The sequence below is a fragment of the Ferrimonas senticii DSM 18821 genome, assembly GCF_000422665.1.
GTDB lineage: Bacteria > Pseudomonadota > Gammaproteobacteria > Enterobacterales > Shewanellaceae > Ferrimonas > Ferrimonas senticii.
Window position 1 is genome coordinate 1 of record NZ_AUGM01000031.1, and the last position, 12505, is coordinate 12505.

A 12505-nucleotide genomic window follows, 5' to 3' on the forward strand; every position below is an offset into this window, starting at 1 on the left:
GACCGTTTTTGCGCTACTGGGCAGCGGCAGCCAACAGGTAAGCACGAATTCGATTTAGAGTGCACCGAGCAACAAATTGAACATCGGCTTATCTCGCCAGGAAAGCCGCAGACCAATGGCATGGTGGAACGTTTTAATGGTCGGGTGTCAGAAATACTTAAAGCCACCCGATTTGATTGCCGAGCGGATTTAGAAGCAACCCTGCTCAGATATGCCCACGTTTATAATCACCACATACCGCAAAAAGCGCTTGGTCATACCCCTCCAATTGAACGACTAAAGGGGTACTATCAAACTTCACCGGAACTCTTTCGTGTGAAGCCCATCAATCACCGGGGACCTGACAGCTACTAAATAGTAAGCAGTTAAAAATATCGACTCTGCAATGGCTGGCCATTGCAGAGTTTTTTTGTATCAATGAAATGGCATAACTATTGGCACAGATCACTTTATTCGTGTCGGCTAACGGTATTGATTAATCGACCTAATCAATCGCAATTGAAGATCGGCTGTTGTCAAAGACAATGGCACAAATCGTTCAATATTTTGCCTGCGGTTTGTTTGCTGTTGTTTGGTTGCCTGTTGTGATGGCGGTTGTTTCAATATGGTGTTGCACTTGTTGCGGTGGTAGAAGTGAGAATCTGAACGCAGTTTTAATGCAGTTCCAAATAATTGCAACGATAGTCGCTAGTGGGCTGTTTATATTGGATTTTTAGTTTAGCATTCAAACCGACTGAGGTTTTAGTCGTATCCATGCATTGCAACACTTTGTTTCATTGTGATTCTTGACTTTGCTGAATTGAATTCAGCGAAAGAGAGTGTTTGGCTACAACGAGAATTATCTTTTTGGAGATAAATACAGTGGTTAAAACAATTTATTAGGTAATTGAAATGCCACTTTTAATTACCGAGTGAATGTTCGTTAAATGAGCTCGTTGCATTGTGGATAGTAAGTTGCTTAACGTTAAAGAATAATAATTTTGAATAAACTAAATAAAATCTCAAAGGCTCTGTTGTCGACGGCGATTTTAACTGGGGTATTACACACTTCAGTTGCTTATGCTGCAGAGTTAGTAACTTTTGTCCCTGGGGAAACTAAAGTTAACAATGGCGATATGGTTGCCTATAACGGCGCTTGTTACATCGCTAAGAACAATCCTGGCGTATGGGAAACTCCGGCTGCCGGTTCTTGGTTCTGGGACGTTGCAGAGTGTTCTGGTGAACCAGAGCCTGAGCCGGATCCCGATCCAACCCCTGATCCCGATCTGGGCGATATCATTCCATTTGTCCCAGGTCAGACCCAGGTTAAAAATGGCGATATCGTCTCTTACGGCAACCAGTGTTTTATCGCTAAAAACAACCCGGGCGTTTGGGAAACGCCAACGGCCGATTCCTGGTTCTGGGATGTGACTGAGTGTTCTGGCGAGCCAGGTGAGCCAGAGCCAACTGAGCTGGCTATCCTAGCGCCAGTCGCTGGTCAGGTCTTAAAAGCCGACACTGCAACCACCATCCAAGCCAAAGTTGATGGTGCGCTAGCGGCGAAAGTTGAGTTTTGGGCAAACAATCGGAAGCTGTCAGTACAGACTGTGTCTCAAAGCAAGACTCAGTACTCACAAAGCTGGACTCCAAACGCTGCAGGCAGTGCGACCGTTAAGGTGGTTGTGCTGGATAAAAATAACCAAAAAATCGAACAGAAGTCGGTTGCTGTCACTGTACAAGCGGATGCCGAAGAAGAGTTCACCGCACCAGTGGTTCGCTTCATTGCGCCGAGCAATGGCACCAGCGTTAACGAGCAAGAGTCGGTCTCTATTCGCGTTAATGCCACTGATGCCGATGATGATTTAACCAAAGTTGTGGTTAAAGCCAATAACACTCAAGTTTGTTCGTTCAACGCCACCAATTCAGACACCTTTGGCTGTGATTGGCTGCCAACTCAAGCCGGTAACGTAACCCTTAACGCGGTTGCGACCGATGCTGAAGGCCTATCTTCCACTGTGACTGTCAACATCACGGTAGAAGCCGAGCCAGAGCCAGAGTTCACTGCCCCAGAAGTTAAGTTCATCGCCCCAACCAATGGCGCGGTCGTTAACGAAACCGATTCGCTGGCGATCTCTCTGAATGCCAAAGACCAAGATGACGATCTGGCTAAGCTGGTTGTTAAAGCGAACAACAAACAAATTTGTTGGTTCGATGCCAGCAACAGCCAGTCTTTCGCCTGTGACTGGCAGCCGACTCAAATTGGCAACGTAACCTTAAAAGCGATTGCGACCGATGCTGAAGGGCTGTCATCCACTACGGCGGTAACCATCAAAGTTGAAGAAGAAGCGGTTGAGCCACCAGTAACGCCACCAGGTGGCTTGTGTGCTGATTTTAACGTGTACCCAGATTGGACCCGCGGTGATCACGCCGGTGGCGGCGACATCATGGTGCACAACAACATCGCTTACTCGGCCAAGTACTGGACTAAATCTTTACCAGGTAGTGATGACTCGTGGGCGTTGCACCTAAACTGTGACGGTTCTGAGCCAGGCACTGCGCCAGTGTTGTCACTGCGTAATCCGCTGGATCCAGTTCGCCTGGAAGTAGCCGGCTGGCCGAATACCTTGGTAGTGGCCACACCATCGACCGAAGCCCCTCAGACCATGACTATCGCGACCGCGAATGCGGCCGATTTGGCTGACGTGAACGCGCTAACCGAGGCGTTTGTAGCGGTGATGGAGCAGGCGCAACAGGCTGGTAACGGTTCGATCATCATCAGTTCCGATGTGCTTGATCTGGCTACCCAGGATAAGGGCCAATCTTTTGGCACCGTAGCGGTTCAGCAAGCCCTGATTGCAGCGAGTGACTACACCGGTAGCGGCATCGATATCGATGCCGTCAATGAGCTGAGCAACGATGTGGCTGGTTGGGCACAAGCGCACAACCTGATTATTACTACCGTGGCGCCGGCAGCGACCTTAGGTTGGACCCTAAGCATCGGCGACTTTGCGTTTGATACTCACTCTGGCCGCCAGTCGGTTTGGGACGAAGCATCCAACTTCAGCGCGGATCTGCTGGCGAGCTTTGCCCTGTACGATCTGGAACAGGCCAACAAAGCCGACTTTGTGGTATTCACTAAATCCGCAGCGACCGCCGCGCTAACCAGCGAACAATGGCACAACGCTCTGGAATACGTGAAACAAGTAACCGATTACGTCGAAGCGCCAGCGATGCTGAACATGTCTACCGAGCAAACTGCTGGGTACTTCATGGGCGAAGGTAATGCCAAGCCACAACTGCGTAAAGCGGCGTTCAACAACGTGTTTGCGATCCTGTTCGATCAACACAATGAAGCCCTTGCTGGCAAGATTGAAGGTTATCAGGCTGCTAAGGTACCACTGTACTACGTAGGTGAAGAGCTAGAGCCAGGTTCACTGACCCGCATTGAAGCGCTAAACCAAGAGTTGACCGCTGCTGAAAATGTGATGGACAACGAAGCCTTCCTATACGAAACCCCGCAGTCACAGTGGATCCCATCTGATGTGTACAAGTGGGCTGACTTCTTGAACGGCCTAAATGCAATGCACAACATTGGTGTGGCTGGCAGCAAGTTCTGGATGATGGAAGATGGCGGTGATGATGCAACTAACAGCAAATACGCCAAAGTAGCGATTGCCGCGTTCCTTGCACAAAGTATGCAAGAGACCATCCGTTACAACGCTTGTGACGAAAACAACTGGGCTGAAGTGAAGTACGGCGCGCCAACCGATTACCCAATGACTGCAAGTTGTGGTCAGCTGGGTCAGAAGTACGCGGATTACGGCGTTAACCCTGACTCTGGTTTGGATCACGCTTACTCCTGTCCTCGTGACAACAAAATGGAAGTAAGCGCCCTGACCCACGCTAAGTGGTACGGTGCACCAGCCCCAATCTTCGCTGCACCAGATGCGGTACTGGAAGAGCGCGGTCTGCTGGTGAACGGTGCTGCGGGTCGTTGGACCAACAACGGTCACTGTAACGACGTACCAGAAAAGGTAGATAGCTCTAAGCAAGTTTGGGAACGTGGCGAGTGTCAGGTTTACGTTGGCCAAAAAGCCGGCAGCTTTATCTGGGATGGCAGCAGCAAAGAAAGCGTTGAAGGCTGTGGCTGGTGGGGTCGTGGTGTAATTCAGACAACTGGCCGTCAGAACTTCGGTACGTTGAACCACTACCTGGGCCGTTCCCACGTTGATCCAGAAACCATCGGTCAGACCATTGATGGCGTTACCGTTGAAGCGCCACCAGCGAACCCGCTGTACGCTGAACTGGATTTCTGTTCTAACCCTGGTTTGATTTGTTCTTCTGAAGAGAACAAAGAGATCAAGTGGATTGCGGGTCTGTTCTTCTGGGTTAACTCGGTACAGGCCTACAGCAACGAAGGCGGTCCATACGCGGACTGGAACTACTACAACGAGCTGAAGAAGTACGTTGACGGTGGTCTGCAAGGTTCCCAGTTTATCGATGACGTTTCCGGCATTGTTAACCGTGGTTGCCCAGATCTAACCTGTTCTACCGGTGAGGTTCACAACGTTAAAGAGCGTCGTGAAAACTTTAAGCTGGTGCTGCAGAAGCTGGGTTTGAACCCACAATAATCGGTTAACGTCTTAGATTGCGTTAACTGAGATTAAGGCTCTGTCATTGTCTGACAGGGCCTTTTTTATTGGCGAAAAGTAGATCAATATTCGAACAGGTGAGCCAGTGATGTACTGTAGTTTGATTAAGATAAAGGAAGAGGACTAACGATGTTGCCACTAATACGAGTTGTGCTTGCGGGATTGCTGTTGATTGGGGTGAGTGCCTGCAGCCCAGAGGTGGGCAGCGAGGCGTGGTGTAAGCAGATGGATAAGAAGCCGAAAGGTGACTGGACCGCAAACGAAGCCAGAGACTACACCAAACACTGTATTTTTTAGCGGTCAAAGAATCAGTAGCGGCGCTCGAGTGAGCGCCGTTTTTGTTTGCATTTTCCCCGCTCCGATATCAACATAGGTTGAAATCAAAACGGTGTTTTAATGTTGGAGTTATCAATGCAACAACGGAAGTTAACTAAACGCTCGACATCGTCATTGCTGGTGTTATCGCTATGCTGCTGGCCGGCGGTTGCCGCTGCCGAGCTGGACCCAGCGGCGGCGCCAGGGCAAAACTTTGACTTATCGAACTGGAAGATCAATCTGCCAGAACTGGAAACCAAAGGCGCACGTAAGGGCAAAACCGTTGAAATTAGTAAGCAGCGGTTGTCGGATCAGCGTAACCCATACAGCCATCCGCAGTGGTTTTATACCGACAGTGGCAGCGGTGCTATGGTGTTTGTTGCGCCGAACAGCGCGCCAACTACACCGAATAGCAAAAATACTCGTAGCGAGTTACGGGCGATGTTGGCAGACGACTACGGCGCAGCCAATAACAATTTTGCGTTAGCGGCGCATCCTAAGGCCAAGCGCTTTGGAGCGATAGGTGGCAACCTGAGCGCGACCTTGAGTGTTGACCATGTCAGCGTTAGCGGTAATCCCAAAAAATCCGGTGCGTTTTCGGTCGTGATTGGCCAAATCCATGGTTCGGACAACGAACCGCTGAAGATCATTTACCGCAAGTTACCAGAACATCAAACTGGCTCGCTGAGCTGGAACTATGAACTTAACCCACCGAGCGACTTGCAAGATGCCAAGGATGAGGATGGCAACAAGTGGCGGCAGGACATAAAGCACAATGTTTTTGGTCGGCATAACCTCAAAGCTGGTGATGCTGAGCCCGAGGATGGCATCGCTTTAGGCGAGCGTTTCAGTTATCAAGTGCGGGTGGAGGGTAACCGCATGCAGCTGATCTTCACTAAAGATCTGGATCATGCAACGCCGACCTCCGTCAGTTTTGAGATCGATTTGGCCGCAGGCGGCTATCAGGGCCATGAGGTTGACCGCGGTTACGGTGAGGATTGGATGTATTTTAAAGCCGGCGCTTATAACCAGTGCAACACTAAGGATAAAGGGCCGGGCTGTTTATGGCGAGGGATGGAACAAGGCGATTACGCCCAAGTCAGCTTCTTTCAGCTGGATCTGCAGCAGTGATCCGAATCGCCGGTGAATGCCGCTGGTAGGCAGCGGCATTCACCGCGACTAACTGGCCTTTACGTTGCTCTGTTCGTGCAGCCAATCAGCGACCAACTGATTAAATTGGGTTGGCTGTTGGTGCATAACCCAATGGCCAGTGTCCAGAGCGATCACCTGATTACCTGCAATCGCTGCCATCCGCTCAGTCCAAGCGGTGGAATGAAACGCCACCGGTTTATCTTTACCGTAGATAAATAGCAGAGGGCAGCGAATATCTATGACAACACTGCCTAACTTGATGCCACGTAAGGTGTTGCTCCATTTCCACCAGTAGGAGTAGGTCATGCCGCTGTGAATGCGCGCTGGCAATTCTGGAGCGTGCAGCCATGCTGCCATTTTACGAGTCATGGCATCGCCAATTGCGCCGCCGATTTTCCATGCTAGTGCCAGATAGAGTTGGTAACTGAGGCCATAGAGTTTGGCTTTCGCCGACAGGGTGGCGACGTGTTCTGGCGAGTTAGCGTCACCAATATCGACCGCGATGATCCGCGCGACGCGCTCTGGTCGACGCATATAGTATTGATAGCCCCAAAAGCAGCCCCAATCGTGGATCAGTAAGGTGACGGGTTGGTCTGGGCTAAAAGTCTCCACGATCTGATCCAATAGTGTCATCATCTGTGGCAGATCCCACAGCTGCCGAGGGTGGCGTCGGTCATAGCCGGGCAGTGTAAAACGGCCGCAGCGAAAACGGTTAGCCAACTGTTCCACGGTGTTATCCCAAAGGTGGTGGGTATCGGGCCAGCCGTGGATCATTAAGATGTTATCGGTGCCGCTGCCATCGATCAGTAATTCGATGCCACTGATGGCGACTCGTTGCTGCATAATCTGCTCCTTGATGTCACTGATGGGCTATCTGTGATCATTCCTTACTGAACTGCGTTGACGCGCATCAATGATCAGCGGTAATCGCGCTCAAACTTTTTTCCCCAGCATCGGTTCAGCTTGATAACTGCGGCTAATCAAAAAGATAGCAATAGATTATTATGATCTTTGGCGCCGCTGACTAAAGTGGATAGGGTGAATTATTGCCTTAGGAATTGCGATGACTGTGCAAACTCAAGCCTGGCGCTGGCAAGCTGCCGATAAATCGTTGTTACTGGAACCGTTTGCGACTGCCGAATTGGCGCCGCAGCAAGTACTGGTGCGAAATACTGTAGCGGCAGTTAATCCAGTGGATTGGAAGTTAATTGGTTGGGGGCCCGCAAGCTGGCAACAGGGGCAGGTGCCTGGAGTGGATGGCGTTGGGGTGATTGCGACGGTTGGCAGCGAAGTTGATGCGGCACTGATCGGCAAGCGGGTGGCTTATCACAGCGACTTAACTGGTCATGGCAGCTTTGCCGGCTACACCGTTATTGATAGCAGTCGGGCGATGTTGATTCCCGATAACGTCACCGATGCGCAGGCCGCCAGTATGCCTTGCCCCGGCCTAACGGCACAGCAAGCGCTGGGCAAGCTTGGCAACGTCGATGGTAAACAGATTTTGGTTTGTGGTGGCAACAGTGCAGTTGGGTTATTCGCGGTGCAGTTGCTGGTTAAAGCGGGTGCCATCGTATGGACCACGGCGGCGGCAGACAGCCACCCTAAACTGCGCGAGATGGGAGCGGCGCATTGCTTTGATTATCGCGACCAATCGTGGCCGCAACAGCTCGTCGAGCAACTGCCGCAAGGGCTTGATGGCGCTATCGATTTGGTCTCCAGCGAACATGCCGCGTCACTGTATGATTTGCTTGGGTATGGGGCGCACCTGGTAGCAGTATTGGGACGGGTTGAACCCTTAGGGGATGCGTTTGCGAAATGTGTTTCGCTGCATGAAGTGGCGCTGGGGGCCAGCTACCAATATGCCAATGCACTGCAAATTGCCGAACTAAAACAGCAGGGCGAACAGATGCTGGTCGACATCGGCAGCGGCCGATTGCATCACCCTGAGCTGGTTATCGGCGAGTTTGCCGAACTGCCTAAGCTTCTACAACAGGCGCAATCAGGGGTACGCAAGGGCAAGTTTTTAGCGGTGTTGTAAGCGCTGTAACAGAGCAAAGGCACGGTGTTATCCGTGCCTTTGCTGTTTCTAGCCCAGTTGTTTGGTCGGGCTTATCAGTTGTTGCCACGCATCGTGATAAAGCGCGGTTGATTGCTGTTTTAGTTTGGTCAGACGAGCTAACTCAAACTCCGACAGCGGTTCGGCTTGTCGCTCCAATTGTTGGATCTGCTGATAGATCTGGTGCTCTTCACCATTTTTGATGGCGGCGATCGATTCAAGATGCAGTTGTACTTCGGCGATGTGGCCGGTTTGTGGCAGCCGTACCACCATATTGATGTCGCGATAGCCATTGGCCTTGGGGCTAGCAAAGCGATTTTTTACCCGAATGACCTCTACTTGTTTGCTTAGGTACTGATACGCCTTAAGCACGCCATCGATGTCGGTCGCCACCAAGCTGACACGGGCCAGATCGGTTAAGTGTTGTGGCTGGTTGGCCAGTTTTCCGGTTAGTTTGGCTTGGGCGCGCTGCTTTGATTTAACCGCCGGAACTAGGGCGTCGGTATTAGTAAGGTAAGCGGTGCGATGGGCCAACATGGCTAATTCCTGCTGGGCGGTGGCGGCTTGTTGTAGCAATAGCTCAAAGTCGTTGTGAGCTTGCTCTGCCGGATAGGCTTGATAAGAGGGGATGGACTCTAAGCGATTACCGGCATGAAAGCGCAGATCTTGCCGTTCAAGGGCTGGGCGTAGCTGTGGTTCATCATGGCTAGGAAAACTGCTGGCGGCGGTAGCGATGGAGGATTGGCTCACCATCAGCAGCGACATTAACGCGGTTTTAAACAAGTGCTTCATCTAGTCTCCGAGTCGAGATAACACCTCAAGCTAGATGTGGGGGAGGGGGGAATGCTTTGCAATGGGGGGCAAATTGGCCAGATGTAACCGATTGTAAGCGGCCAAATTGAAACTATTTTCCCCGTTTGATTGAGTTTTGTGGGCCAGTTGTCGATTTTGCTCAAGGTTGTCATATGAAAACAAATTGTTCATATAAAACAAGCGCTTGAGTCACATTGTTGGTTATCAGAAAGTCGATGGTGGCAATTTTTTTAATCGATTTTTAGTCGATAAATAACCCTGCTTAAAATGCGGGCAAAAGCCAGCTGCCTAACCCTGGCTTGCGATTGATCTAATGGAGATGATGATGAAACGCACCCTGCTGAGTTTGGCGCTGTTAAGCGCAACAAGCGTCTACGCGTCCGAGCCAATTAAAGTGATTGAGCCGGCGCTGATTGATAATCCAGAACTGGTTGAACTGGGCAAAAAGCTGTTCTTTGAACCGCGCCTATCGAAGTCCGGTTTCCTATCTTGCAACAGCTGTCACAACCTAAGTTTGGGTGGGGTTGATATTCTGCCAACCTCCATTGGTCACAACTGGCAGGAAGGCCCAATCAACGCGCCTACCGTGTTGAACTCCAAATACATGTTGGCGCAGTTCTGGGATGGCCGTGCTGCGGATCTGCAAGAACAAGCCGCAGGCCCAATTGCCAACCCGAAAGAGATGGCACTAGAGCACAAGCTGGCGCTGGAAGTACTCAGCAGCATTCCGGGTTATCAGAGTGAATTTAAACAAGTCTTTGGTGAGCGCGGGATCAGCATTGAGACCGTTACTGAAGCGATTGCCAAGTTTGAAGAAACCCTAGTAACCCCGAATAGCCGTTTCGATCTGTACCTAAAGGGTGACCAACAGGCGCTAAGCGCCGATGAGCAGCAAGGCTATGCGCTGTTTAAGAAAAACGGCTGTAGCATGTGCCACAACGGTCCGGCAGCGGGCGGTACCATGTACCAAAAGATGGGCTTAATGCAGCCATTTGCGACCGATAACCCAGCTCAGGGTCGTATTGATGTGACTGGCAAGGATTACGATCGGATGGTGTTTAAGGTGCCGACCTTGCGCAACATCGAGCTGACCTACCCGTACTTCCATGACGGCTCCACCTATGATCTGAAAGAGGCGGTGATCACCATGCAGCGCGTGCAGCTTGGTCGTGATCTGTCTGAGCAAGACGCGGAATTGATTGCCCTGTTCCTGAACACCCTAACTGGCGAGCAGCCGCAGATCACACTGCCAATTCTGCCGCCATCGGTAGCGAAAACCCCAATTCCGCAGCCGTTCAGCAAATAAGTGACGGTAAGCTAGGGCGTGCTGACTTTTGGCGTTCAGAATTTGGTTGAGGATAGCGGCAGTCAATTGAGGATTGCGATTGAAGGCATAGTGGCTCTACGTCGAAATCGTATGACGAAGAGTGACGGCCGCTAGTCCAACCCTGAAAGGCGACTAGTAGTGACGATTGAACAGTCAAAATGACTTACCAAGTTCAATCTACTGTCAGAGCCCGCTATCAATGCGCGCAAAAATATACGCCAAAGGTTAACACGTCCTAATAAGAAGCCCCCGCATCGATTGATGCGGGGGCTTTGTTTTTGGGGCTTATAAGTATTTGACCCACGGGTTGCCGCTATTGTGTTTGTAGCGGGCAAAGGCTTGCATTGGCTTATACAGAAGTACTGCAAGCACGCCGGTAAGTACCCAGATCTGCCACAGATGGTTAACGCCAAAGATCAACCCCTCACCATACGGGTTAGGCTGATTGCCGCCCCAGATAGCCATGGCCGTTTTATACATCAGCAACAGCAAGTAAAGGTGAACGATGTAGAAAAACATCGGCGCCGAGCCGTAGGTTTGCAGATAACTGGTAAAGCGATTGCTGGTGCGTTCAAACACTACCAGTAGTGGCAAGGCGATGCCCAAAGTCAGCAACACAAAATCCAGCGATGGCGGGTATTTGGTGTAGTTCAGAAACGACATCAGCGACTGGATGCTGAAACCGTAGTTTTGCCATGGCAGGGTTTCGCCATAGATATTGAAGCCACGCAGTAGCAATAGCAGGCTAACCGCAGCCATCCCTAGCTGCAGTAATCGTGTTTGACGTAGTGCCGGTGCGATCTTGCTACTGAATAAAGGCCCTAAGCCGTAGCCCAGCAAGATAACCCCAATCCACGGCAGAACTGGGTAGGAGGCTTTGATCTTGAGCCAATCGCTTGCAAAGATAAAACCGCGGTCATGCAGAATTGACCAGAGGGTGTAGCCCCATTCCCCTGCTTGGAATTGAATTGGTGCCAGAGCGTTATGACCAGCAACAATCAGCGTCCCCAAGGCGATGATCAACCAGCGCGGTAATAGGCTGGCAACGGCGAGGGCGATCATACTGATGCCAATAGCCCAAATAACTTGCAGATACAGTGTTTGGTAGGCACCGAACCACGAAAAGTTGATCAGGGTGGCTTCCAGCAATACCAAGAACAGCCCCCGCTTTATTAAAAAGGCCACCGGTGAACGGCCGATACCGCTGCTTGGATTGGCGTACAGCCAAGCAGAAAGGCCAGTTAGCAGCACAAAGGTTGGGGCACACAGGTGAGCAATGAGGCGAGTGAAAAACAGTTTTGGATCGGTGGCGTCAATGGTCATCGGATCGGTGATCAGCTGATGATAGAAAAAACGCTCACGAACGTGGTCGAGCAGCATGATGATCATTACAAGGCCACGAAGTATATCGATTGAGTGCAGTCGCACTTTGGTTATCGGCGCAGTGGTATCGCCCAAGGCTTGGGTAGTCAAAGTAGTCTCCCGTTGGCGTTAGCGATTGCTGACGCCAACCAAATTCAAACAACAATAGGGTTAGCTGGGAATTTGGGAGTGAGGCGGGGCGCGGATAGGGTAAAGCCGCCGACAGGGCTGAAGCCACTCATCGCTAATGATTGCTGATTGTGGGGCAGCTACTGGCGGCAGTAGCGGTAACTGCACCGCGAATCCACCATGGAGTTGGCCACACTGGGCGGTCAGTTCTCCACTAAGACAGTGGCCTTGTTGGTGCTGTTCGGCGGAAGCTGAACTGACGCCGTTGTTTAGCCCTAATTGGTGCAGCTGTTCCGCAAGGCGCAAGCCAGCGCTGGCTTGACCGAGAATGGCCAGCCATAGGGCAAGTACAATTGCTAAAGCAGCAGAACGGGTCATCGACAATCAGTGCGCTAAATAGGGATGCGAATCATACGCAACACTGGCCGTTCTGCAAATAGCAATCGCTGAGATTGTGAGGGGAGATGAGGGCTTGGTATTGAAATATTGCAGGCATAAAAAAACCGAGCATTGCTGCTCGGTTTTTCTAATGATGGTGCGGAAAGAGAGACTTGAACTCTCACACCTCGCGGCGCCAGAACCTAAATCTGGTGCGTCTACCAATTTCGCCATTTCCGCATGTTTTGTGTAAACGTCAGAACTTAATCTGAAGTTTAGAAAGATGGCTGGGCTACCAGGATTCGAACCTGGGAATGGCGGGATCAAAACCCGCTGCCTTAC

Annotated in this window: 9 protein-coding genes and 1 tRNA gene; 6 read left to right on the forward strand and 4 right to left on the reverse strand. The window is 51.0% G+C overall.

The features are described from left to right. The 4 genes from G506_RS0113020 to G506_RS0113035 all read left to right on the forward strand — a co-directional run. Positions 1–354 (forward strand): integrase core domain-containing protein (locus G506_RS0113020; RefSeq protein WP_028117242.1); only part of this gene is annotated, 354 nt, incomplete at its 5' end. A 761-nt stretch (positions 355–1115) separates the two neighbouring features. After that, positions 1116–4610, forward strand: a complete 3495-nt coding sequence (locus G506_RS0113025; protein WP_084631379.1) for an Ig-like domain-containing protein — start codon at positions 1116–1118, stop codon at positions 4608–4610. A gap of 150 nt (positions 4611–4760) precedes the next feature. Then, positions 4761–4928, forward strand: a complete 168-nt coding sequence (locus G506_RS20745; protein WP_035387345.1) for a DUF3012 domain-containing protein — start codon at positions 4761–4763, stop codon at positions 4926–4928. A gap of 114 nt (positions 4929–5042) precedes the next feature. Continuing rightward, complete coding sequence (locus tag G506_RS0113035) at positions 5043–6077, forward strand: polysaccharide lyase family 7 protein (protein WP_035387347.1); 1035 nt, start codon at positions 5043–5045, stop codon at positions 6075–6077. A 48-nt stretch (positions 6078–6125) separates the two neighbouring features. Here G506_RS0113035 and G506_RS0113040 read toward each other — a convergent pair whose 3' ends face one another. After that, the gene (locus G506_RS0113040; RefSeq protein WP_028117245.1) at positions 6126–6941 is read right to left on the reverse strand and encodes an alpha/beta fold hydrolase; all 816 of its coding nucleotides are present in this window, start codon (positions 6939–6941) and stop codon (positions 6126–6128) included. Positions 6942–7161: 220 nt separating this feature from the next. Between G506_RS0113040 and G506_RS0113045 the strand changes: the two genes are divergently transcribed. Continuing rightward, a complete protein-coding gene (locus G506_RS0113045; RefSeq protein ID WP_028117246.1) occupies positions 7162–8136 on the forward strand; it encodes an alcohol dehydrogenase catalytic domain-containing protein in 975 nt (324 codons plus the stop codon). A 48-nt stretch (positions 8137–8184) separates the two neighbouring features. On the opposite strand, the gene G506_RS0113050 is transcribed toward G506_RS0113045, so the two are convergent. Further along, positions 8185–8946, reverse strand: a complete 762-nt coding sequence (locus G506_RS0113050; protein WP_028117247.1) for a RelA/SpoT domain-containing protein — start codon at positions 8944–8946, stop codon at positions 8185–8187. 343 nt (positions 8947–9289) lie between these two features. On the opposite strand from G506_RS0113050, the gene G506_RS0113055 reads away from it, so the two are divergent. Continuing rightward, a complete protein-coding gene (locus tag G506_RS0113055) occupies positions 9290–10273 on the forward strand; it encodes a cytochrome-c peroxidase (RefSeq protein ID WP_028117248.1) in 984 nt (327 codons plus the stop codon). A 306-nt stretch (positions 10274–10579) separates the two neighbouring features. Here G506_RS0113055 and G506_RS0113060 read toward each other — a convergent pair whose 3' ends face one another. Further along, positions 10580–11767: an acetyltransferase domain-containing protein gene (locus G506_RS0113060; RefSeq protein WP_276197630.1), complete on the reverse strand. Its 1188-nt coding sequence runs from the start codon at positions 11765–11767 to the stop codon at positions 10580–10582. A gap of 551 nt (positions 11768–12318) precedes the next feature. Beyond that, positions 12319–12403, reverse strand: a tRNA-Leu gene (locus G506_RS0113070). Positions 12404–12505 lie beyond the last annotated feature (102 nt).

What these genes read in the sequence shown, in the direction of transcription:
- G506_RS0113050 (WP_028117247.1), bottom strand. Translation starts at nt 8,946, where the DNA reads ATGAAGCACTTGTTTAAAACCGCGTTAATGTCGCTGCTGATGGTGAGC.
- G506_RS0113045 (WP_028117246.1), top strand. Translation starts at nt 7,162, where the DNA reads ATGACTGTGCAAACTCAAGCCTGGCGCTGGCAAGCTGCCGATAAATCG.
- G506_RS0113035 (WP_035387347.1), top strand. Translation starts at nt 5,043, where the DNA reads ATGCAACAACGGAAGTTAACTAAACGCTCGACATCGTCATTGCTGGTG.
- G506_RS0113025 (WP_084631379.1), top strand. Translation starts at nt 1,116, where the DNA reads ATGGTTGCCTATAACGGCGCTTGTTACATCGCTAAGAACAATCCTGGC.
- G506_RS0113040 (WP_028117245.1), bottom strand. Translation starts at nt 6,941, where the DNA reads ATGCAGCAACGAGTCGCCATCAGTGGCATCGAATTACTGATCGATGGC.
- G506_RS0113055 (WP_028117248.1), top strand. Translation starts at nt 9,290, where the DNA reads ATGATGAAACGCACCCTGCTGAGTTTGGCGCTGTTAAGCGCAACAAGC.
- G506_RS20745 (WP_035387345.1), top strand. Translation starts at nt 4,761, where the DNA reads ATGTTGCCACTAATACGAGTTGTGCTTGCGGGATTGCTGTTGATTGGG.